The sequence below is a fragment of the Pseudomonas sp. Tri1 genome (assembly GCF_017968885.1).
Classification (GTDB): Bacteria; Pseudomonadota; Gammaproteobacteria; order Pseudomonadales; family Pseudomonadaceae; genus Aquipseudomonas.
In genome coordinates, this window is sequence record NZ_CP072913.1 from 363,109 (window position 1) to 383,521 (window position 20,413).

Genomic DNA, 20,413 nt, shown 5'->3' on the forward strand with positions numbered 1-20,413 from the left:
CCCATGTGGGAGCGAGCTTGCTCGCGATGGGGGCGTGTCAGTCGACATTTCTGTTGGCTGGCCCACCCCCATCGCGAGCAAGCTCGCTCCCACAGTTGTTTTGGGTGATCACAAAAGCTTGTATGGACATGTCTATCGCCGACAACCCGTCAGGGATATCACCTCCCGTGTTTCTGTTTGCCGCTCGCGCCCCTATAATGGCTGCCTTTTTCGCCCAATGATTTTGCGGAGCTGGTGATGGCCGAACGTAAGGCGTCTGTCGAGCGCGACACTCTGGAAACCCAGATCAAAGCCTCGATCAACCTGGATGGCACCGGAAAGGCCCGGTTTGATATCGGCGTGCCTTTTCTTGAGCACATGCTGGACCAGATCGCCCGTCACGGGCTGATCGACCTGGACATCGTCAGCAAAGGCGACTTGCACATCGACGACCACCACACGGTGGAAGACGTCGGTATCACCTTGGGCCAGGCCTTTACCAAGGCCATCGGCGACAAGAAGGGCATCCGTCGCTACGGCCATGCCTATGTGCCGCTCGATGAAGCGCTGTCGCGAGTGGTCATCGACTTCTCCGGTCGTCCGGGCTTGCAGATGCACGTGCCGTACACCCGTGCCACCGTCGGTGGCTTCGATGTCGATCTGTTCCAGGAGTTCTTCCAGGGCTTCGTCAACCACGCCAACGTGACCCTGCACATCGACAACCTGCGCGGGCACAACACTCACCACCAGATCGAAACCGTGTTCAAGGCATTCGGCCGCGCCCTGCGCATGGCCGTCGAGCTCGATGACCGCATGGCTGGGCAAATGCCTTCCACCAAGGGCGTGCTGTAATGCAGACGGTCGCGGTTATCGACTACGGCATGGGTAACCTGCACTCGGTGGCCAAGGCCCTCGAGCACGTGGGTGCTGGCAAGGTGCTGATCACCAGTGATGCCGCCGTGATTCGCGAAGCCGACCGGGTGGTTTTCCCCGGCGTCGGGGCGATTCGCGATTGCATGGCCGAGATTCGTCGCCTGGGCTTTGATTCGCTGGTGCATGAAGTCAGCCAGGACCGTCCGTTCCTCGGCATTTGCGTGGGCATGCAAGCCTTGCTTGAACGCAGCGAAGAGAACGACGGTGTCGATTGCATCAACATGTTCCCAGGCCAGGTGAAGTTCTTCGGCAAGGGCCTGCATGAAGACGGCGAGCACCTGAAGGTCCCGCACATGGGCTGGAACGAAGTGAAACAGACGGTGGATCACCCGCTGTGGCACAACATCCCGGACCTGGCGCGCTTCTATTTCGTGCACAGCTACTACATCGCCGCTGGCAATGCGCGGCAGGTGGTGGGCAGCGGTCACTATGGCGTCGATTTCGCTGCAGCCCTGGCCGACGGTTCGCGATTCGCCGTGCAGTTCCATCCGGAGAAGAGCCACACCCATGGCTTGCAGTTGCTGCAGAACTTCGCGGCGTGGGACGGTCGCTGGTAATGGCCCGCAAGAAACCGCCGATCCTCACCCTCACGCCCGAGCAGGAGAGTGAGGCGAACCGCAAGATCCAGCGGTTCATGGAGGAACGTTTCGAGCTGGACCTGGGCTCGTTCGAAGCGGCGGAAATTCTTGATCTGTTTACCCGCGAGATTGCGCCGCACTATTACAACAGGGCGATTTTCGATGTGCAGACGCACCTTAAAGAAAGGTTCGAAAGCATTGAAAGCGACCTGTGGGCGCTCGAGAAAAACTGATTTTCGAGCCAAGCTGAATATTCGTCTTTGAAGGTTTGCCAGATGCTGATTATCCCCGCTATCGATCTCAAGGACGGCGCTTGCGTACGTCTGCGTCAGGGCCGCATGGAAGATTCCACGGTGTTCTCCGATGACCCGGTGAGCATGGCCGCCAAGTGGGTGGAAGGTGGTTGCCGTCGCCTGCATCTGGTCGATCTGAACGGCGCTTTCGAAGGCCAGCCGGTGAACGGTGAGGTGGTCACGGCCATCGCCAAGCGCTATCCGAACCTGCCGATCCAGATCGGCGGCGGCATTCGTTCGCTGGAAACCATCGAACACTACGTCAAGGCTGGCGTGAGCTACGTGATCATCGGCACCAAGGCCGTCAAGGAGCCTGAGTTTGTCGCCGAAGCCTGCCGCGCCTTCCCGGGCAAGGTGATCGTTGGCCTGGACGCAAAAGACGGCTTCGTCGCCACCGACGGTTGGGCTGAAGTCAGCACCGTGCAGGTGATCGACCTGGCCAAGCGTTTCGAGGCTGACGGCGTGTCTGCCATTGTTTACACCGACATCGCCAAAGACGGCATGATGCAGGGCTGCAACGTCCCGTTCACCGCCGCCCTGGCCGCCGCCACGAAGATCCCGGTGATCGCCTCCGGCGGTATCCATAACCTGGGCGACATCAAGGCGCTGCTCGACGCCAAGGCCCCCGGCATCATCGGCGCGATCACCGGTCGCGCGATCTACGAAGGCACCCTGGACGTCGCCGAGGCCCAGGCCTTCTGCGATTCCTACAAAGGCTGAGGACTCACCATGGCGCTGGCCAAACGCATCATCCCTTGCCTGGACGTGGACAACGGCCGAGTGGTCAAGGGCGTGAAGTTCGAGAACATCCGTGACGCCGGCGACCCGGTGGAAATCGCCCGTCGCTACGACGAGCAGGGTGCCGACGAGATTACCTTCCTCGACATCACGGCCAGCGTCGACGGCCGTGATACCACCTTGCATACCGTCGAGCGCATGGCCAGCCAGGTGTTCATCCCGCTGACCGTGGGCGGCGGCGTGCGTACCGTGCAGGACATCCGCAACCTGCTCAACGCCGGTGCAGACAAGGTGTCCATCAACACGGCGGCGGTGTTCAACCCGGAATTCGTTGGCGAAGCGGCCCAGCACTTCGGCTCGCAATGCATTGTCGTCGCCATCGATGCCAAGAAGGTCTCCGGCCCGGGCGAAACCCCGCGTTGGGAAATCTTCACCCACGGTGGCCGAAAACCTACGGGGCTCGACGCCGTTGAATGGGCGAAGAAGATGGAAGGTCTGGGCGCCGGTGAGATCCTGCTGACCAGCATGGACCAGGACGGCATGAAAAACGGCTTCGACCTCGGTGTCACCCGCGCCATCAGCGATGCCCTGGGCATTCCGGTCATCGCCTCCGGTGGTGTCGGCAACCTGCAGCACCTGGCCGACGGGATTATCGAGGGCCATGCCAGCGCGGTACTGGCGGCGAGCATCTTCCACTTTGGCGAATACACCGTGCCGGAAGCCAAGGCCTATATGGCGCATCGCGGTATCTGCATTCGCTGATCGCTGGACACCATGGCGGGCCCAAGGCACTCTTGGGCACACCATGGATTGCGGTAGCCCGACATGCTCAAACGTCTCGTTCTTGCCTTTGCCGGCGTCACGTTGCTGCTCGCAGGCACCACCCGCGCCGCCGATACCTCATTGGTGTTGCTGACGGAAAACTTCCCGCCATACAACATGGCGAAAAATGGCAAGAACTTCGCCCAGGGCGAAAATATCAATGGCATCGCCGTGGACATCGTCCGCGAGATGTTCAAACGCGCCGATATCTCCTACAGCCTGACTCTGCGTTTTCCTTGGGAGCGAATCTACAAGCTCGCCTTGGAAAATCCTGGTTACGGTGTGTTTGTCATGGCGCGGTTGCCAGAGCGTGAAAAGCTTTTCAAATGGGTCGGCCCTATCGGCCCGGACGACTGGATCATGCTCGCCAAGGCTGACAGCAAGATAGCCCTCGACTCGCTGGAGCAGGCGCGTAAATACAAGATCGGCGCCTACAAGGGCGACGCGATTGCCGAGACGCTGACCAAGCAAGGGCTGAACCCGATTGTCGTATTGCGCGATCAGGACAACGCTAAAAAACTGCTCAGCGGCCAAATCGACCTATGGGCCACCGGTGACCCGGCCGGGCGTTACCTGGCGCGTCAGGAAGGGGTGGACGATCTCAAGACCGTACTGCGATTCAACAGCGCCGAGTTGTACCTGGCGTTGAACAAAGACGTGCCTGACGACGTGGTCGCCCGACTGCAAGCGGCGCTGGATGAGCTGCGCAAGGAAGGTGCGGTGGAGGCGATCATGGCGCGGTATCTCTGACCGCCGATTCGGTTCCGGATGCGCAAATCTGTGGGAGAGAGCTTGCTCGCCAAAGCGGTGGGTCAGCTTGTAGAGATGTTGAATGCACAGCCGTCATCGCGAGCAAGCTCGCTCCCACAGGTACTGTGGGTTGCCTGCAAATAATGTGTTCACCGTGGATTAATGTGGGAGCGAGCCTGCTCGCGATGGCGGCGACTCGGTTTGAGACAGGGCCTACGCTGTCGCCGCTACCGATAAACCCCATCTTTCCCATGCCCAGCCATCGCCTGATTGCTGCGCAGGCTGATCATCGACTTGATGTCGATCCATTCGATGCCTTGGGCCTTGAGCCTGGGTAGTTCGCGTTCGAGCACCGCCAGGGTTTGCGGGTAGGGGTGGCCGATCATCACCGCTGAGCCCTGTCGGCGGGCCAGGTCAATGGCGCTCTGCAGTTGATGGGCAATGGCGGCTTCGGTGCGCTCGTCGTCCAGGAACACATCCCGCGAGACGCTGGCGAGGCCGATCTTCTGCGCCTCGGCGGCGGCGACGGTCTGGGCGCTGGTGCGGCTGTCGACAAAGAACTTGTGGCGCTGCTGCAAATTCGCCATCAGCCACGCCATGGCCTGGGGTTGGGCGGTCATGCGGCTGCCCATGTGGTTGTTGATCCCGCTGGTGTAGGGCACGGCCGCGAATGCGGCGTCCAGGCGTTTGCCCAGTTCTTCGATGGACAGCTCCGGGTGCCAGGCGAACGGCCCGGTGGCCGGGTCCATGGGCATGTGCAGCATGACCAGCTTGCCGGCGCGATGGGCTTCGCGGGCGAATTCGGCGGCGTGGGGTGTGTCGGGCATGATCGCCGCAGTGACCGGGCCGGGAAGGGCCAATACCCGGCGATCCCGGGGCAGGTTTTGCCCCAGGTCGTCGATGATCAGGCTCAGGTACGCCTTGTGCGGCGAGGAAGGGCTGGCGGGAGCCGCGTTAACGGCTCCCGCCAGCAGGCACAACAGGACGAGGATGAAGCGCCGGCCCATCTCAGCGGCCGGAGGTGATGTTCAGTCCTTTGAGCAGGCTCAGGGCCTGGGCCAACTGGTAGTCGTCATCCTGCGGCATCGGCTTGGCCTTGGCGCCGGAACCGGTCGGTTTGTCGGCGCCGCCGTTGCCATTGCCCAGGTGGCCTTGCAGGTCGGCTTCCTTGAAGTACTCGCTGTCCTGCTCGTTGGTGATCTTGGCCTTGCGCACCTCGATGTCCGGGACGATGCCCTGGGCCTGGATGGAGCGGCCGTTGGGCGTGAAGTACAGCGCGGTGGTGATCTTCAGCGCACGGTCGTTGTTCAGTGGCAATACGGTCTGCACCGAGCCCTTGCCGAAGCTGGTGGTGCCCATGACCACGCCCCGCTTCTGGTCCTGCAGGGCACCAGCGACGATTTCCGACGCCGAAGCACTGCCGCCGTTGATCAGCACCACCAATGGCACGGCTTCGCTCAGGTCGTTGCCGGTGGCCGAGAAGCGCAGCTCGGAATTGGCGATACGGCCTTTGGTGTAGACGATCAGGCCCTTGGTGATGAAGTGATCGACCACTTCCACCGCCGACTGCAACACGCCGCCAGGGTTGTTGCGCAGGTCCAGGACCAGGCCGTTGAGTTTCTTGCCGTTGTCCTTGCGCATCTTGGCCAGGGCCTTGGCGACTTCTTCGCCGGTCTTGACCTGGAACTGGGTGATGCGGATGTAACCGTAGCCCGACTCCAGCAGTTGGCTCTTCACGCTCTTGACCTGGATGACCGCACGGGTCAGGGTCACGTCGAACGGTGTGCCGCCATCGCGCACCAGGGTCAGGGTGATCTTCTGGCCGATCTTGCCGCGCATTTTGTCCACGGCTTCGGTCATGCTCTGGCCGCGGGTAGGCTGGCCATTGATCTTGACGATGAAGTCGCCGGCCTGGATGCCGGCCTTGGAGGCGGGGGTGTCATCGATTGGCGAGACCACTTTGACGAAACCGTCTTCGCTGCCGACCTCGATGCCCAGGCCACCGAACTCGCCGCTGGTGCTTTCCTGCAATTCGGCAAAATCGTCCGGGCCCAGGTAGGCCGAATGTGGGTCAAGGTTGCTGAGCATGCCTTTGATGGCGTTCTCCAGCAGCATCTTGTCATCCACCGGTTCGACATAGGCGGCCTTGATCCGGTCCATGACTTCGGCAAAGGTGCGCAGTTCGTCCAGCGGCAGCGGGGCCTTGGTGGTCGCGGCCGTGGTGGCTGGCGGCAACGGAGCCGGTTCAGCGGCAAAAGCCAGGGGAGCACCGATCACAAGGGCGATCGCCAGGGCCAGCGAGGTAAGGCGGGACAAATGCAGCATGTCGAACGAACTCCTTAATAGGATGGGCGCGCTTATCCTTGCGCACGACACCATTGGGCCGGGTCACTGGGGCGACCCTGCTGACGAATAGCGAAATACAGTGCTGGCGTATCCTGCCCGCCACTGTTACCGACCGTGGAGATGGACTCGCCGGCCTTGACCACATCTCCCGCCGACTTGAGCAGCGTCTGGTTGTGGCCATACAGACTCAAATAACCGTTGCCGTGATCGAGGATCACCAGCAGGCCGGCACCGCGCAGCCAGTCGGCGAATACCACGCGCCCGCCATGCACGGCATGCACTTGGCTGCCGGCCGAAGCGCTGATCATCACGCCGTCCCACTTGGTGCGGGTATCGTCACCGCGGGTTTCACCGAAGCGCGCTAGTAATCGACCATTGACCGGCCATGGAAGTTTGCCCCGGGCCGACGCAAAAGCACCGCCGAAGGTCTCGCCATCGCTGGAAACCAGGGCACCAGGGCTGGATTTGACCGGCTTGCGCGGTGCATCGCCGGAGTCAGCTTCGGCCTGGGCTTCACGCAAACGCTTTTTTTCGGCTTCCTGCTGGGCGATCAGCGCTTTCTGGCGCGCCTCTTCGGCCTCTCGAGCCTGGCGGGCCAGGGTTTCCTCGATGGTTTTCAATACGTTTGCCAGTTCGGCCTGGTCTTGCTCGCGGGCCTTGAGCTTGCTGTCGCGGGCTTTCACGTCGTCGTTGAGTTTGGCCAGCGCCACCTGGCGCTCCTTGCGCACCTTTTCCAGTTCGTCGCGCTGGGTGTCGAGGCTGCTCTTCTGCACCAGCAACTGGGCCTGCTGCATCTCGATGTCTTTTTCGACGTTGGCCAGTTGGCGCAGGGTTTCGTTGAAGCTCTTGAGTTGCTCCAGGCGGGCCTGACTCAGGTAATCGTAATAAGTGAGGGTGCGGGCGAATTTCTCGGGGTTCTGCTGGTTGAGCAGCAGCTTGAGATACTCCTGGCGACCGTTCTGGTAGGCGGCTCGGGCCTGGATGGCGATCAGCTTTTGCTGTTCAGTGCGCGCGCTCTGGAGTTTTTTTTTCTCTCCATCGAGCCGCTGCAACTCGGATTCGCTTTTTTTCAGCTCTTTTTGCAGGGCGTCGACCTGTTTCTCCAGCTTGCCCATCTCGGTCTCGGTGCCGCGCAGGTCTTTCTGCACGCTGGATTTCTCTTCCTGCAGCTTGCCCAGCAGTTTTTTCAGCTCGGCGATGTCCTGACGCGTGGCTTCCAACTGCTGTTGGGTTTGCGCGCGCTCGTCGGCAAAGGCCGGTTGGAGCAGGCAGGTCAGAACGAGGGCTATCAGGACGCGAAGCATAGAGGCGGGCGACACCAGGGAAAGGGACGGCCTAGTATGCCCGCCCCACGCTGCAAAAAAAACGCCCATTTGGGGCTGTGTGATAACTGGCCCAAAAAACACCAAAACCAATGTGGGAGCGAGCTTGCTCGCGATGGCGTCAGTACATTCAACAAATATGTCGATTGAAAGATCACTATCGCGAGCAAGCTCGCTCCCACAGGGTTTGCGGTGAATCAGACCAGAATCGACGTCCCGGTCATCTCCGCTGGCTTCTCCATGCCCAGCAACATGAGCATGGTCGGTGCCACGTCAGCCAGCACGCCACCGTCGCGGACCTTGAAGTTGCGCTTGCCGACATAGATGAACGGCACCGGCTCGGTGGTGTGGGCGGTATGGGCCTGGCCGGTGGATTCGTCGGACATCTGCTCGACGTTGCCGTGGTCGGCCGTGATCAGTGCTTCGCCGCCGACTTTCTCCAGCGCCTCGACGATGCGGCCAACGCAGGTGTCCAGGCATTCCACAGCCTTGACCGCCGCGTCGAACACGCCGCTGTGGCCGACCATGTCGCCGTTGGCGTAGTTGACCACGATCACGTCGTAACGCTGGTTCTCGATGGCCTCGACGATGCGATCGGTCACTTCCGGTGCGCTCATCTCCGGTTGCAGGTCGTAGGTCGCGACTTTCGGCGATGGGATCAGGATGCGCTCTTCGCCTGGGAACGGTTCTTCACGGCCACCGGAGAAAAAGAACGTCACGTGGGCGTATTTCTCGGTTTCGGCGATGCGCAGCTGGGTCTTGCCGTTTTTCGCCAGATAATCGCCCAATACGTTTTCCAGGCTGCCGGCGGCGAAGGCCGACGGTGCGGGGATACTGGCGGCGTATTGAGTCAGCATCACGAAGCCGGCCAGTTTCGGCTGGCGGGCGCGTTCGAATTCCTTGAAGTCGTCTTCGACAAACACGCGGGTCAGCTCGCGGGCACGGTCGGCACGGAAGTTCATGAACACCACGGCGTCGCCGTCTTCGACTTTGACGGGTTCGCCGATGCTGGTGGCCTTGACGAACTCGTCGCTTTCGCCGCGTTCATAGGCGGCTTGCAGGCCTTCCTGGGCCGTGGCGGCGTTGAATTCGGCGCTGGCGTCGACGATCAGGTTGTAGGCCTGGGCCACACGGTCCCAACGGTTGTCGCGGTCCATGGCGTAGTAGCGGCCGATGATGCTGGCGATGCGGCCCTTGCCAAGCGCCTGGAAGGTGGCGTCCAGCAGTTCGATCGACGAGGTGGCGCTTTTCGGCGGCGTGTCGCGGCCATCGAGGAAGGCGTGCAGATAGATTTTCTCGGCACCGCGCTTGAACGCCAGTTCGGCCATGGCGATCAGGTGATCCTGGTGGCTGTGCACCCCACCGTCGGACAGCAGCCCCATGAAATGCACGGCCTTGCCGGCGGCCACGGCTTTATCCACGGCGGCGCAGATGGTCGGGTTCTCGAAGAATTCGCCGTCGCGGATCGCTTTGGTCACGCGGGTGAAGTCTTGATACACCACGCGGCCGGCGCCGAGGTTCATGTGGCCGACTTCGGAGTTGCCCATCTGCCCGTCCGGAAGGCCGACGTCCATGCCGCTGCCGGAGATCAGGCCGTTCGGCACGGTGGCCCACAAGCGGTCCAGCACAGGCTTCTTGGCCGAATACACGGCGTTGGATTCGTGGCTGTCACTGTGACCGAAGCCGTCGAGAATCATCAGGACCAAAGGTTTAGGCGTGGTAGTCATGGAATCCACTCGTGGCTGGTTAAAAGAAGACGATGGAAAAGGGACGGGCAGTTTAAAGGTAAGTTCCGACGGCGTCACCGCCGGGCGGGGTTTGGCCGGCCTTGTGTGCTGTGTATACTGGCCGACATTTTAACGCCCTGGAACCTCCTTCGATGGTTGCTCACCTGATTGAATTTGCCACTAACCACTACATTCTCGTCGGTATCTTCGTCGTACTGCTGGCATTGCTGGTAGCCCATACGATGCAGGGCGGCGGTCGTAGCCTGAGTACCGGCGAGCTGACTGCGCTGGTCAACAAGGATGCCGGCGTGGTGGTGGACATCCGCCCGAGCAAGGATTACGCCGCTGGTCACATTGTCGGGGCGGTGAACATCCCCCAGGACAAATTGATCGCGCGCATCGGTGAATTGGAAAAACACAAGGCCAAGACGCTGATTCTGGTGGACGCCCAGGGCCAGCACGCTGGTACTCACGCCCGCGAGCTGATGAAGTCCGGCTTCACCGCCGCCAAGCTGTCCGGTGGCGTTGCGAGCTGGAAAGCCGACAATCTGCCCCTGGTGAAGTGAGATGACCCACGTCGTTGTCTATTCCAGCGATTACTGCCCCTATTGCTCCCGGGCCAAGTTCCTGCTCCAGAACAAAGGCGTGGCTTTCGAAGAGATCAAGGTCGACGGCAAGCCGCAGCTGCGCGCCGAAATGACCCAGAAGGCCGGGCGCACCTCCGTGCCGCAGATCTGGATCGGCAGCACCCACGTGGGCGGTTGTGATGATCTGTTCGCCCTGGAGCGCGCCGGCAAGCTCGACGCGATGCTCAAGGCCTGAATTTCCTATTAATAGAACCTGAAAGTAAGAAGGATCTGCGATGACTGACCAACAGAACACAGCTGCCAGCGAAGAAGAAACCGCACCGCAATTCTCCTTGCAGCGCATTTATGTCCGTGACCTGTCCTTCGAGGCCCCGAAAAGCCCGGCGATCTTTCGCCAGCAGTGGGAGCCGAGCGTAGGCCTGGACCTGAACACCCGCCAGAAAGCTCTGGAAGATGACTTCCACGAAGTGGTGCTGACCCTGTCGGTGACCGTGAAGAATGGTGACGAAGTGGCGTTCATCGCCGAAGTGCAGCAGGCCGGGATCTTCCTGATCAAGAACCTGGATGCCGCTTCGATGAGCCACACCCTGGGTGCGTTCTGCCCGAACATCCTGTTCCCATACGCTCGCGAAACCCTGGACAGCCTGGTGACCCGCGGTTCGTTCCCGGCCCTGATGCTGGCCCCGGTGAACTTCGACGCCCTGTACGCCCAAGAGCTGCAACGCATGCAGCAAGAAGGCGGCGCGACCGTTCAGTAAGCGGCGCTGTCAGCCAGGCACAAGACCTGTGGGAGCGAGCTTGCTCGCGATAGCGGTTGATCAATCAGCATTGATGTTGACTGACTGGCCACCATCGCGAGCAAGCTCGCTCCCACAGGTGTTTCTGGCAGGCTGAAATTCAAGCGAAACCGTTCTGCCGCCACGCCTCGTAGACAGCCACCGCCACGGTGTTGGACAGGTTCAGGCTGCGGCAGCCTTCGCGCATCGGTAGGCGCAGGCGTTGGTCGGCGGGCAGGGCGTCCAGCACCTCGGCCGGCAGGCCACGGCTTTCCGGGCCGAACAGGAATGCGTCGCCAGCGACGAAACTGGCGTCATGGAATGGCCGCGAACCCTTGGTGGTAAAGGCGAACAGGCGCGGATGCCCTAGACTTTCCAGACAACTGGCGAGGTCGGCGTGACGCTGCAAGGTGGCATACTCATGGTAGTCGAGGCCGGCTCGGCGCAGGCGCTTGTCGTCCATCTCGAAACCCAGTGGTTCGATCAAATGCAGGTGGCAGCCGCTGTTGGCGCACAGCCTGATGACATTGCCGGTGTTCGGCGGAATTTCCGGTTGAAAAAGGATGACGTGAAACATGCACGGCTCCGCAGATAAAGATGAGCGGCATTCTACGCTGCAAACTGATGAACGTTCGAAGCTAATGCCTCGGGTGATGGGCTCCCTGGCGATCTTCGGCGTGATGGTCGGGCTGATGATTGGCCGCCTGACCACGCCCGACCCGAGCGAGCTGCAACGGATCGAAGTGACTGACGGGGCCTTGGTGGCTTGGTTCAACAACGAACCCAAGCTGCACGGGGAAGTCATTGACGGCTCGGTGGCTCTGTTGTTCGAAGCAGAAGGTCGACCGGAGAAAGGCCAACTCAAGCTCAACGGCAAGGACGTGAACTGGCGGGTGCGTTTGAGTGACAAGGGGTTGTTGCTGACGCTGGTAGCGGCGCGTCCGTTGCGGGGGGAGTGGGCCGGCAGCGAAGTCGATGATCGCTGGCGGCTGGAGATCCATCTCCAGGAGCAATAAAAGAGGGAATCCCCGGCCTGCCTGTACCAAGGTCCCCAAAACGGGAGGGCTCGCGCTCGGCGCATAGCCCTTGGTGTAAAGAAGGGAAACCTTGACCTGCCTGTATCAAGGCCCCCAAAACAGTGGGCTCGATGAGCCCGGTATAAAATGGGGAATCCCCGGCCTGCCTGTACCAAGGTCCCCGAAACTGGGTAGTGATTGAGTTATTGCAGGGGGCGTGCCAGTTTTTAATGGCTTGTCACAAAAAATCTGCTGATGGTGCGAAAAGCCCCGTATTCCGGGGCTTTTTCTTTTGTATGGGCTGTTTTTTTCCGCGTTTACCGGTTGGCTGAGGCTCGCGCGGCATGCGCAATTGCGGTTCGCCGTGCATTGATGCGGTGCATGAAGCCTTTAAAAGCATCGCGAGCAAGCTCGCTCCCACAATGTATTTTCGGTGTTCGCGAGCGCGTGAACACCACTGAACCCTGTGGGAGCGAGCTTGCTCGCGATTGGGTCTTCAAATGCAGCGAAGGGTTACAGAGCGATCAGCCCTCATCCCCATCATCATCATCCCCACCATCGACCTTCATCCCCAATTCCTTGATCTTGCGGGTCAAGGTATTGCGCCCCCAGCCAAGCAATACGGCGGCGTCGCGACGGCGACCGGCGGTGTGCTTGAGGGCGGTTTCGATCATGATCCGCTCGAAACTCGGCACGGCGCTGTCCAGCAGGCTCGATTGGCCGCGGGACAGGGCCTGGTCGGCCCACTGGCGCAAGGCTTGCTCCCAGTTGGTCACTGGGGCCGAGTCCTGCGGCAGGCTCAGCAGTTCCGGAGGCAGGTCGCTGATGTGCACTTCACGACCCGACGCCATCACCGTAATCCAGCGGCAGGTATTCTCCAGCTGGCGCACGTTGCCCGGCCACGGCAAGTTCTTGAGGTATTCCTCGGTTTCGCCCTTGAGCAGCTTGGGCTCCACCGCCAGTTCCTGGGCCGCGCGGCTGAGGAAGTGGCGGGCCAGGGTCGGGATGTCTTCGCGACGATCCGCCAGGCGCGGGATATGAATGCGGATCACGTTCAGGCGGTGGAACAAGTCTTCGCGGAACTTGCCAGCGTGAACCAGGGTTTCCAGGTTCTGGTGGGTCGCGGCGATGATGCGCACATCGACCTTGACCGGCGTATGCCCGCCCACCCGATAGAACTCACCGTCCGCCAGTACGCGCAACAAGCGAGTCTGGGTGTCGGCCGGCATGTCGCCGATTTCATCGAGGAACAACGTGCCGCCGTCGGCTTGTTCGAAGCGTCCGCGCCGCAGGTTGGCCGCGCCGGTGAACGCGCCTTTTTCGTGGCCGAACAACTCGGATTCCATCAGGTCCTTGGGAATTGCCGCCATGTTCAGTGCGATGAACGGCGATGCCGCCCGTGGGCTGTGGCGGTGCAGGGCGTGGGCCACCAGTTCTTTACCAGTGCCGGATTCGCCGTTGATCAGCACGGTGATGTTGGAGTGGCTCAGGCGCCCGATGGCGCGAAACACTTCCTGCATCGCCGGCGCTTCGCCGATGATTTCCGGGGTGCGGGCCAGGGCCGGCACCTCTTCCATGCCTTGTTGTTCCTGGGCGTGTTGATTGGCGCGCTTGACCAGCGACACTGCTTCATCAACGTCGAATGGCTTGGGCAAGTACTCAAAGGCCCCGCCCTGGTAGGACGCCACGGCGCTGTCCAGGTCGGAATGGGCGGTCATGATGATCACCGGTAGCCGCGGATGCTGCTCGCGAATCCGCGCCAACAGGTCCAGGCCGCTGGCGCCAGGCATGCGGATGTCGGAGATGATGACGTCCGGCTGCTGACGCGCCAGGCGACTCATCACCCCATCGGCGCTGTCGAAGCTCTGGGTGGTCATGCCTTCCTGTTGCAAGGCTTTTTCCAGGACCCAACGGATAGAACGGTCGTCATCGACGATCCACACGGTTTCACTACGGCTCATGTCGATGTGGCTCCTTGTTCCAGTGGCAGGAAGATCGAGAAAGTGGTGTGGCCGGGGTGGCTTTCACATTCGATCAAGCCCTGATGCTGACTGATGATGTTCTGGGCGATGGCCAGGCCCAGTCCGGTACCGTCCGGACGACCGCTGACCATGGGAAAGAAAATGGTTTCCTGCAGTTCCGCAGGGATGCCCGGGCCGTTGTCGATGATTTCGATCTTGGTCACCAGGCGATGGCGCACGTGGCCGATGGTGAACTGGCGCATGGCCCGGGTGCGCAGGCTGATGCGGCCCAGGCGCAGCTCGTTCTGGCTGCTGATGGCCTGCATCGCGTTGCGCACGATGTTCAGTACCGCCTGGATCATCTGCTCGCGGTCGATCAAGACGTCTGGAATGCTCGGATCGTAGTCGCGCACCAAGGTGATGCAACCTTGGCTTTCGGCTTCCACCAGGCTGCCGACACGCTCCAGCACTTCGTGGACGTTGCACATCGCCAGGGACGGTAGCTTGTTCGAGCCGAGCATGCGGTCCACCAGGTTTCGCAAGCGGTCGGCTTCCTCGATGATGACGTTGGTGTAGTCCTTGAGGCTTTCTTCCGGCAGTTCACGGGCGAGCAACTGCGCGGCGCCGCGAATTCCGCCGAGGGGGTTCTTGATTTCATGGGCCAGGCCGCGCACCAGCATCTTGCTGGTTTCCTGCTTGGACAACTGGGCCTCCTCCTTGGTGATGCGCAGCAGGCGATCACGCGGGTGCACTTCCAGCAGCAGCAAGGTGGCGCCGTTGTTCAGGATTGGTGTGACCGCGTAATCCACCGTCAGGGTCTGGCCGGTCAGTGCGGTGAGCATGGCTTCGCGCTTGGTGAATGGATGAGCCTGCTCCACCGCTTGGCGAAGGGAGTTGAGCGCTTCGGCAGACTCGGTGAACAACTCACTGATGAACTGCCCATGGCTGCGCTGGCCGCTAACGGCCAGGAGCATTTCCGCCGCCGGGTTCATGTACTCGAGGCGCAGTTCGGCGTCGAGCAGGATGGTCGCGGTGGTGAGGTTGTCGAGTAGCAAGCGGTGTAGTGCGTCGCTAATGGTCATCAGGACCTCTTTTGGAGCGTAGCAAGCACGCGTATGACGCGCTGGTACAAGGAAAATGCAAAAACCAAACCAAGGCTCCGAAAAGAAGCGTTTAGAGCCTCAAAAGGGCTTTATTCGCCCGTTTACGTGGCGTTCTGCCAGTTTTTGCGGGTACTTTCGAACCAAATTGGGTTGAAATCTGGGAAGGGTGCAAACACATGCACCAATATAGTGCGCAAACCTGAACGGTGTTAGAAGAACGGCAGGATGCTGCTTTTCTCTTCTTCGGGTTTATCGGCGAGGGGGCATTCGGGGCGTTGGCCATAATCGGCGGTGGCGCAGGGCTTGATACGGCGCTTCTGCGCCAAGGACGTACGTTGCATGTGGAACGGCTGGTTGGCGGTACGTTCGACGATGCGGTCTTGCTCATCGAGGATTTCCACCGCCAGATGATGGCTGCCTCGGTCAATGTTACTCAAGGCAAACACTGGGCTGGGTCCCGGTGCGCCGGTAGGTTGGCCATCGAGTAGCAGACGGTAGCGGTGGCCCTTTTGCAATCCGGGTTCGCTGGTGACACTGACGATCAATTCTCCGGCGGTACTGCGAATCGTGGCGTCCGGCTCCGGGATCAATAGCCGGAGCATTTCATAACGAAAAAGCGGCTCGGGCAGGTTCTTCGCTGTTGGCACCGGTGCTGCGCTGGCGGGAGGCGGCGGCATCCGATTGCCAGGTGGTAGCTCAACTTTTCGGGCATTGCCGGGTCGCGGCTGATCGGTGAAGACGCGATTGCCTTGGGCGTCTATGTAGGTATAGACCTGCGCCACGCCCGGCTGCGCGGCCAGCGCGAGGCCCAGCGCGAGCAGCCAGCGGATCATGGCTGGTGCACCCGCTGCACGGTGAAGGTCACGGTTTCGCTCTGTTGCACGAGCGTGTCCCCGTCGATGACTTGAACCGCCAGGCTATGCTCGCCCCGATCGATATTCACCAATTGCAGGCGCGGTACATTGGTTGGCTGGCCGTAGGGTTGGCCGTCCAGCAGCAGGCGGAACAGCTGAGGGCTTTGCAGGCGCGGTTGGGCGCGGACGCCAACGGTGAAAGTACCGTTATTGGCGCGCAAGGCCTCCTCGGTGGGGATATTTGTCAGCTCCAGCACCTCATAGGCATTGCGCGGCTCGTCCTTGGCGATGGGGTCCGTGGGTGCGTCCGAGCTGGTTGAGGGCTGGCGTTCGATACTGTTGAGCGGCGGCAGTTCCACCGTCTGGGCCGGTACACCTTGGGGCGGCTGGTTGCTGTAGGCGGTGTTGCCGTCGGCGTCGGTGTACTTGTAGATCTGCGCGGCGGCAGGCAACGCCAACAGCAGCAACAGAATGATTGAAAAACCACGACCCATGGAAAATTGACCGAAACGAAAAGTGATGGGTTGCAGCATAGGTCAGGTGAAGCGGTTGGCCCAAGTTGTTGCCCTCAATCCCCTGTGGGAGCGAGCTTGCTCGCGATGGCGGTGTGTCAGTCGCCAGGATGTTGGATGTGCTGGCCTCATCGCGAGCAAGCTCGCTCCCACAGGGTGGATTGTTGTCTTTAGGATTTTGTGAAGACACACAGCTCAGCAGTCGCCCGGATCAGGGCGAGCCGGTGCACCGGGTGCTGCTTGTTGTGGTGGGTGGCTTGGGCCAGCCATTGCGGGCACTGCGGGTCGGTGCGGTAGGGGGCGAAGTCAGCCAGTTGTTGCAGCAGGCGTTTTTGCAGTCGGTCGAGTTGCGGACGGATCTGTCCCACCAGGTCCGGGCGTGGGAGGTCCGGGGCCTTACCTTCCAGGGCCCAGTCGGACAAATTGATGTACTGCACCAGTTTGTTGGCTTCTATCTGGGCGGCGAAGAATGCTTCCACGGTTTCGCCGCTCAGCTTGTAGACCGGTGCCTGGGCGACGGCGGCGGCAATGACTTCGCGCTCGCGCTGACGGTCTTCTACCGGTTTGTGGCTGTCCCATTTACTCAGCGCCACTTGATCGGCGAGGGCCAGGCGTTCGCCAATGGCGTTGAGCAGTGGGGTAAGGGCGTCCGGGGCAGGAGCAGAGGCGGCCTCGGCGGTGGAGGCCAGCAGCGCGGCAGACAGGGCAAGGCAGAGTTTGAAGCGCAAAGTCATGGGCAGTCTCGTCTTCTATGAGGGGGCGACGAGTCATCATGCACGTAACCTGCGTCCATAAAAAAGGCCTCCCAAAGGAGGCCTCTCTTTATTCACGCCGTGCGTGGCGGCGTTTACTGGATCAGCAGCTGTAGTACAGCTCATATTCCAGTGGGTGTACGAAGGTGCGAACCTTGATTTCTTCTTCGCTTTTCAGTGCGATGTAAGCATCGATGAAGTCATCGCTGAATACGCCGCCCTTGGTCAGGAACGCACGGCCCTTGTCCAGCTCTTCCAGGGCTTCTTTCAGGCTGCCGCAAACCTGTGGGATTTCCTTGGCCTCTTCAGGCGGCAGGTCATACAGGTTTTTGTCAGCGGCATCGCCAGGGTGGATCTTGTTCTGGATACCGTCCAGACCGGCCATCATCAGTGCAGCGAAGGCCAGGTACGGGTTGGCAGCCGGATCCGGGAAGCGAGCTTCGATACGGCGGGCTTTAGGGCTGTTCACGTAAGGAATACGGATCGAGGCGGAACGGTTGCGAGCCGAGTAGGCCAGCATGACCGGGGCTTCGAAGCCTGGTACCAGACGCTTGTAGGAGTTGGTCGACGGGTTGGTGAAGCCGTTCAGGGCCTTGCCGTGCTTGATGATACCGCCGATGAAGTACAGGGCGGTGTCCGACAGGCCGGCATAACCTTCGCCTGCGAAGGTGTTCTTGCCGTCTTTGGAGATCGACATGTGAACGTGCATGCCCGAACCGTTGTCGCCGTACAGAGGCTTAGGCATGAAGGTCGCGGTGCGGCCGTATGCATCAGCAACGTTGTGTACGCAGTACTTCAGGGTCTGGACTTCGTCAGCCTTCTTGACCAGCGTGTTGAATTTCACGCCGATTTCGTTCTGGCCGGCAGTCGCCACTTCGTGGTGGTGAACTTCGACGGTCTGACCCATCTCTTCCAGTGCGTTGCACATGGAGGTACGGATTTCGTGGTCGTGGTCGAACGGTGGAACCGGGAAGTAACCGCCTTTGATACCTGGACGGTGGCCTTTGTTACCGCCTTCCACGTCCTGGTCGGACATCCACGAACCTTGTTCGGAGAAGATCTTGAACATGGAGCCGGAGATGTCGGACTTGAACTTGACCGAGTCGAAGATGAAGAATTCAGGCTCAGGACCGAAGAAAGCGGTGTCGCCGATACCGGTGGACTTCAGGTATTCCTCGGCGCGGTGGGCGATGGCGCGTGGGTCGCGGTCATAGCCTTGCATGGTCGAAGGTTCGATGATGTCGCAGACCAGGATCAGGGTCGGCTCTTCGGTGAACGGGTCCAGGACGGCGGTTTCGTCGTCCGGCATCAGGATCATGTCGGAGGCTTCGATGCCTTTCCAGCCAGAGATGGAGGAGCCGTCGAACATTTTCCCGATTTCAAAGAATTCGTCGTCCAGCGCATCACGGGCCGGCATGGTCACGTGATGTTGAGTACCTTTGGTGTCAGTGAAGCGCAGATCAATCCACTTGACGTCATGATCTTTGATGAGTTGAACCGACTTCGACATATGTCCTCCGGGTGGCTTCGGGCGGGTAGTGGAGTGCCCTTAGATATGGGTGATGCCGGCGCGAATACTCTGCCAAGGCAACCTGCCTCACAAGGGAGCAAATTGCATGCCAGTGCCCCAGCATGGGTTTTTTGCACCAAATCCACGCTTTTGAAGGCGTAAATCGCAGATTGTCAGACAATAACGCACTGCAATGTGGCGCCGTCAATCGATAATGACCTGTTTTGGTGCATGCAAAACCATCTGCACATTAACTGGTTAAACCTTGAGCAATTTCCGCTATAATCCGCGCCCCCCTTTTTCGGCTGGCCGTTCGCGCGCTGTTTTCATGAAACTAATCGTAAAAGTCTTCCCCGAGATCACCATCAAAAGCCGCCCGGTACGGATGCGTTTCATCCGCCAGTTGGCCAAGAACATCCGCACTGTGCTCCGTGATCTGGACCCGGTCGTGGTGGTGAACGGCGTGTGGGACAACCTCGAATTGGAAACCCGCGTCAGCGAACCCAGGATCCTCAAGGAAATGACCGAGCGCCTGAGCTGCATGCCGGGTATCGCGCACTTCCTGCAGGTCGATGAATACCCGCTGGGGGATTTCGACGACATCCTTGCCAAGTGCATGCTTCATTATGGTGATGCCCTGGCCGGCAAGATTTTTTCGGTGCGTTGCAAGCGTGCCGGCAAGCACCCGTTCAGTTCGATGGATGTGGAAAAGTACGTCGGCAGCCAGCTGCGCCGGCAGTGCGGTGCGGCCGGTATTTCGTTGAAAGACCCACAGATCGAAGTACGTATCGAGATTCGCGACCAGCGCCTGTTCGTGATCCACAGCCAGCACAACAGCATCGGCGGTTATCCGCTGGGTTCGCTGGAGCAGACCCTGGTGCTGATGTCCGGCGGTTTCGACTCCACGGTCGCTGCCTATCAGATCATGCGTCGCGGCTTGATGAGCCATTTCTGCTTCTTCAACCTCGGCGGGCGCGCCCATGAACTGGGCGTGATGGAAGTCGCGCACTTCATCTGGAAGAAGTACGGCAGCTCCCAACGCGTGTTATTTGTGAGTGTGCCGTTCGAAGAAGTCCTGGGTGAGATTCTCGGCAAAGTCGATAACAGTCATATGGGCGTCATTTTGAAGCGTATGATGTTGCGCGCCGCTTCACGAATTGCCGACCGCCTGCAAATCGATGCGCTGGTGACGGGCGAGGCGATCTCCCAGGTATCCAGCCAGACGCTGCCGAACCTGTCGGTGATCGACTGCGTGACCGAGAAGCTGGTCTTGCGTCCGCTGATCGCCAGCCACAAGCAGGACATCATCGACCAGGCCAATGAAATCGGCACCGCCGACTTCGCCAGGCACATGCCCGAATACTGCGGGGTCATTTCGGTGAACCCCAAGACCCACGCCAAGCGCGGGCGGGTGGAGCACGAAGAGAAAGAATTCGACATGGCGGTGCTCGAGCGTGCGCTCGAAAACGCCAGGCTGGTACCAATCGATCGAGTCATCGATGAATTGGGCCAGGACATCCAGATTGAAGAAGTCGGCGAAGCGCTGGCCGGTCAGATCATCATCGACATCCGTCATCCGGACGACGCTGAAGACGACCCGCTGAGTGTCGCCGGCATCGAGGTAAAAACGATGCCGTTCTATGCAGTGAACGCGCGTTTCAAGGAACTGGACCCTACTCGCCAGTACCTGCTGTATTGCGACAAAGGCGTGATGAGTCGCCTGCATGCCCACCATTTGCTCAGTGAGGGGCATGCCAATGTGCGCGTTTATCGACCGAGCTAAGTGCCCGGGGCTGTTTGCCTGTGGCCTGCGTCACCGGCCCCCCGACGCCGCCGACAGGCTGTAACGGCTTT

General features: G+C 60.5%; 22 protein-coding genes. 11 read left to right on the forward strand and 11 right to left on the reverse strand.

Annotated elements, in window-relative coordinates; genetic code table 11:
• The first annotated feature begins 237 nt into the window (after positions 1 to 237).
• The 6 genes from hisB to J9870_RS01630 all read left to right on the forward strand — a co-directional run bounded on the left by hisB (position 238) and on the right by J9870_RS01630 (position 4,093).
• The gene (hisB, locus tag J9870_RS01605) at positions 238 to 831 is read left to right on the forward strand and encodes an imidazoleglycerol-phosphate dehydratase HisB (protein WP_003186751.1); all 594 of its coding nucleotides are present in this window, start codon (positions 238 to 240) and stop codon (positions 829 to 831) included.
• The gene (hisH, locus tag J9870_RS01610) at positions 831 to 1,469 is read left to right on the forward strand and encodes an imidazole glycerol phosphate synthase subunit HisH (protein ID WP_210642413.1); all 639 of its coding nucleotides are present in this window, start codon (positions 831 to 833) and stop codon (positions 1,467 to 1,469) included. Before hisB ends, hisH begins: the two co-directional genes overlap by 1 nt.
• A complete protein-coding gene (locus J9870_RS01615; RefSeq protein WP_003186749.1) occupies positions 1,469 to 1,723 on the forward strand; it encodes a DUF2164 domain-containing protein in 255 nt (84 codons plus the stop codon). The genes hisH and J9870_RS01615 overlap by 1 nt, the downstream gene beginning before the upstream one ends.
• Before the next feature lie 42 nt (positions 1,724 to 1,765).
• Positions 1,766 to 2,503, forward strand: coding sequence for a 1-(5-phosphoribosyl)-5-[(5-phosphoribosylamino)methylideneamino]imidazole-4-carboxamide isomerase (gene hisA / locus J9870_RS01620; protein ID WP_060739613.1), 738 nt, complete (start codon positions 1,766 to 1,768; stop codon positions 2,501 to 2,503).
• A gap of 9 nt (positions 2,504 to 2,512) precedes the next feature.
• Positions 2,513 to 3,283, forward strand: coding sequence for an imidazole glycerol phosphate synthase subunit HisF (gene hisF / locus J9870_RS01625; protein ID WP_123345509.1), 771 nt, complete (start codon positions 2,513 to 2,515; stop codon positions 3,281 to 3,283).
• Positions 3,284 to 3,346: 63 nt separating this feature from the next.
• Positions 3,347 to 4,093, forward strand: coding sequence for an ABC transporter substrate-binding protein (locus J9870_RS01630; protein WP_210642414.1), 747 nt, complete (start codon positions 3,347 to 3,349; stop codon positions 4,091 to 4,093).
• A 227-nt stretch (positions 4,094 to 4,320) separates the two neighbouring features.
• Here the strand turns inward: J9870_RS01630 and J9870_RS01635 are convergent, their stop codons facing one another.
• The 4 genes from J9870_RS01635 to gpmI all read right to left on the reverse strand — a co-directional run bounded on the left by J9870_RS01635 (position 4,321) and on the right by gpmI (position 9,488).
• Entirely contained in the window at positions 4,321 to 5,100 is a 780-nt protein-coding gene (locus J9870_RS01635; RefSeq protein WP_210642415.1) for a divergent polysaccharide deacetylase family protein, read from the reverse strand.
• A gap of 1 nt (position 5,101) precedes the next feature.
• Positions 5,102 to 6,418, reverse strand: coding sequence for a S41 family peptidase (locus J9870_RS01640; protein WP_210642416.1), 1,317 nt, complete (start codon positions 6,416 to 6,418; stop codon positions 5,102 to 5,104).
• Positions 6,419 to 6,450: 32 nt separating this feature from the next.
• Positions 6,451 to 7,743 (reverse strand): murein hydrolase activator EnvC, encoded by a 1,293-nt coding sequence (locus tag J9870_RS01645; protein WP_210642417.1) that lies wholly within the window; start codon positions 7,741 to 7,743, stop codon positions 6,451 to 6,453.
• Between the two features lie 215 nt (positions 7,744 to 7,958).
• Complete coding sequence (gene gpmI, locus J9870_RS01650) at positions 7,959 to 9,488, reverse strand: 2,3-bisphosphoglycerate-independent phosphoglycerate mutase (RefSeq protein WP_210642418.1); 1,530 nt, start codon at positions 9,486 to 9,488, stop codon at positions 7,959 to 7,961.
• A 152-nt stretch (positions 9,489 to 9,640) separates the two neighbouring features.
• Between gpmI and J9870_RS01655 the strand changes: the two genes are divergently transcribed.
• From J9870_RS01655 to secB, 3 genes are read left to right on the forward strand one after another with little or no spacing between them, the layout of a single operon-like run.
• Entirely contained in the window at positions 9,641 to 10,054 is a 414-nt protein-coding gene (locus J9870_RS01655; RefSeq protein ID WP_135843238.1) for a rhodanese-like domain-containing protein, read from the forward strand.
• 1 nt (position 10,055) lies between these two features.
• Positions 10,056 to 10,310, forward strand: coding sequence for a glutaredoxin 3 (grxC, locus tag J9870_RS01660; RefSeq protein ID WP_053148644.1), 255 nt, complete (start codon positions 10,056 to 10,058; stop codon positions 10,308 to 10,310).
• 40 nt (positions 10,311 to 10,350) lie between these two features.
• Positions 10,351 to 10,833 carry a protein-export chaperone SecB gene (gene secB, locus J9870_RS01665; RefSeq protein ID WP_135843240.1) on the forward strand — a complete coding sequence of 161 codons (483 nt, stop codon included), beginning with the start codon at positions 10,351 to 10,353 and terminating at the stop codon, positions 10,831 to 10,833.
• A 139-nt stretch (positions 10,834 to 10,972) separates the two neighbouring features.
• Here secB and trmL read toward each other — a convergent pair whose 3' ends face one another.
• On the reverse strand, positions 10,973 to 11,428 hold the full coding sequence (gene trmL, locus J9870_RS01670; RefSeq protein WP_058546236.1) for a tRNA (uridine(34)/cytosine(34)/5-carboxymethylaminomethyluridine(34)-2'-O)-methyltransferase TrmL: 456 nt from the start codon (positions 11,426 to 11,428) through the stop codon (positions 10,973 to 10,975).
• On the opposite strand from trmL, the gene J9870_RS01675 reads away from it, so the two are divergent.
• Positions 11,427 to 11,867 (forward strand): hypothetical protein, encoded by a 441-nt coding sequence (locus tag J9870_RS01675; RefSeq protein ID WP_210642419.1) that lies wholly within the window; start codon positions 11,427 to 11,429, stop codon positions 11,865 to 11,867. The genes trmL and J9870_RS01675 overlap by 2 nt on opposite strands.
• Before the next feature lie 524 nt (positions 11,868 to 12,391).
• Here J9870_RS01675 and ntrC read toward each other — a convergent pair.
• From ntrC to glnA, 6 genes are all read right to left on the reverse strand, one after another.
• Positions 12,392 to 13,828, reverse strand: coding sequence for a nitrogen regulation protein NR(I) (ntrC, locus tag J9870_RS01680; protein ID WP_109751990.1), 1,437 nt, complete (start codon positions 13,826 to 13,828; stop codon positions 12,392 to 12,394).
• Positions 13,825 to 14,910: a nitrogen regulation protein NR(II) gene (glnL, locus tag J9870_RS01685; RefSeq protein WP_210642420.1), complete on the reverse strand. Its 1,086-nt coding sequence runs from the start codon at positions 14,908 to 14,910 to the stop codon at positions 13,825 to 13,827. Before glnL ends, ntrC begins: the two co-directional genes overlap by 4 nt.
• 230 nt (positions 14,911 to 15,140) lie before the next feature.
• Positions 15,141 to 15,764, reverse strand: a complete 624-nt coding sequence (locus tag J9870_RS01690; RefSeq protein ID WP_210642421.1) for a DUF4124 domain-containing protein — start codon at positions 15,762 to 15,764, stop codon at positions 15,141 to 15,143.
• Positions 15,761 to 16,279 carry a DUF4124 domain-containing protein gene (locus J9870_RS01695; protein ID WP_210642422.1) on the reverse strand — a complete coding sequence of 173 codons (519 nt, stop codon included), beginning with the start codon at positions 16,277 to 16,279 and terminating at the stop codon, positions 15,761 to 15,763. The genes J9870_RS01690 and J9870_RS01695 overlap by 4 nt, the downstream gene beginning before the upstream one ends.
• A gap of 188 nt (positions 16,280 to 16,467) precedes the next feature.
• Complete coding sequence (locus tag J9870_RS01700; RefSeq protein WP_210642423.1) at positions 16,468 to 17,031, reverse strand: chorismate mutase; 564 nt, start codon at positions 17,029 to 17,031, stop codon at positions 16,468 to 16,470.
• Between the two features lie 121 nt (positions 17,032 to 17,152).
• Positions 17,153 to 18,559: a type I glutamate--ammonia ligase gene (gene glnA, locus J9870_RS01705; protein WP_003196860.1), complete on the reverse strand. Its 1,407-nt coding sequence runs from the start codon at positions 18,557 to 18,559 to the stop codon at positions 17,153 to 17,155.
• 328 nt (positions 18,560 to 18,887) lie between these two features.
• Here glnA and thiI point away from each other — a divergent pair, with 328 nt between their 5' ends.
• Complete coding sequence (thiI, locus tag J9870_RS01710) at positions 18,888 to 20,342, forward strand: tRNA uracil 4-sulfurtransferase ThiI (RefSeq protein WP_210642424.1); 1,455 nt, start codon at positions 18,888 to 18,890, stop codon at positions 20,340 to 20,342.
• Positions 20,343 to 20,413: the final 71 nt, after the last annotated feature.

Excerpts from the sequence above, each read along its gene's own strand:
- gpmI (WP_210642418.1), bottom strand. The coding sequence starts at position 9,488 with ATGACTACCACGCCTAAACCTTTGGTCCTGATGATTCTCGACGGCTTC.
- J9870_RS01640 (WP_210642416.1), bottom strand. The coding sequence starts at position 6,418 with ATGCTGCATTTGTCCCGCCTTACCTCGCTGGCCCTGGCGATCGCCCTT.
- J9870_RS01695 (WP_210642422.1), bottom strand. The coding sequence starts at position 16,279 with ATGGGTCGTGGTTTTTCAATCATTCTGTTGCTGCTGTTGGCGTTGCCT.
- J9870_RS01690 (WP_210642421.1), bottom strand. The coding sequence starts at position 15,764 with ATGATCCGCTGGCTGCTCGCGCTGGGCCTCGCGCTGGCCGCGCAGCCG.
- hisF (WP_123345509.1), top strand. The coding sequence starts at position 2,513 with ATGGCGCTGGCCAAACGCATCATCCCTTGCCTGGACGTGGACAACGGC.
- glnA (WP_003196860.1), bottom strand. The coding sequence starts at position 18,559 with ATGTCGAAGTCGGTTCAACTCATCAAAGATCATGACGTCAAGTGGATT.
- thiI (WP_210642424.1), top strand. The coding sequence starts at position 18,888 with ATGAAACTAATCGTAAAAGTCTTCCCCGAGATCACCATCAAAAGCCGC.
- J9870_RS01630 (WP_210642414.1), top strand. The coding sequence starts at position 3,347 with ATGCTCAAACGTCTCGTTCTTGCCTTTGCCGGCGTCACGTTGCTGCTC.
- trmL (WP_058546236.1), bottom strand. The coding sequence starts at position 11,428 with ATGTTTCACGTCATCCTTTTTCAACCGGAAATTCCGCCGAACACCGGC.
- J9870_RS01645 (WP_210642417.1), bottom strand. The coding sequence starts at position 7,743 with ATGCTTCGCGTCCTGATAGCCCTCGTTCTGACCTGCCTGCTCCAACCG.
- J9870_RS01700 (WP_210642423.1), bottom strand. The coding sequence starts at position 17,031 with ATGACTTTGCGCTTCAAACTCTGCCTTGCCCTGTCTGCCGCGCTGCTG.
- glnL (WP_210642420.1), bottom strand. The coding sequence starts at position 14,910 with ATGACCATTAGCGACGCACTACACCGCTTGCTACTCGACAACCTCACC.
- J9870_RS01635 (WP_210642415.1), bottom strand. The coding sequence starts at position 5,100 with ATGGGCCGGCGCTTCATCCTCGTCCTGTTGTGCCTGCTGGCGGGAGCC.
- hisA (WP_060739613.1), top strand. The coding sequence starts at position 1,766 with ATGCTGATTATCCCCGCTATCGATCTCAAGGACGGCGCTTGCGTACGT.
- J9870_RS01675 (WP_210642419.1), top strand. The coding sequence starts at position 11,427 with ATGCACGGCTCCGCAGATAAAGATGAGCGGCATTCTACGCTGCAAACT.
- hisB (WP_003186751.1), top strand. The coding sequence starts at position 238 with ATGGCCGAACGTAAGGCGTCTGTCGAGCGCGACACTCTGGAAACCCAG.
- J9870_RS01615 (WP_003186749.1), top strand. The coding sequence starts at position 1,469 with ATGGCCCGCAAGAAACCGCCGATCCTCACCCTCACGCCCGAGCAGGAG.
- secB (WP_135843240.1), top strand. The coding sequence starts at position 10,351 with ATGACTGACCAACAGAACACAGCTGCCAGCGAAGAAGAAACCGCACCG.
- hisH (WP_210642413.1), top strand. The coding sequence starts at position 831 with ATGCAGACGGTCGCGGTTATCGACTACGGCATGGGTAACCTGCACTCG.
- J9870_RS01655 (WP_135843238.1), top strand. The coding sequence starts at position 9,641 with ATGGTTGCTCACCTGATTGAATTTGCCACTAACCACTACATTCTCGTC.
- ntrC (WP_109751990.1), bottom strand. The coding sequence starts at position 13,828 with ATGAGCCGTAGTGAAACCGTGTGGATCGTCGATGACGACCGTTCTATC.
- grxC (WP_053148644.1), top strand. The coding sequence starts at position 10,056 with ATGACCCACGTCGTTGTCTATTCCAGCGATTACTGCCCCTATTGCTCC.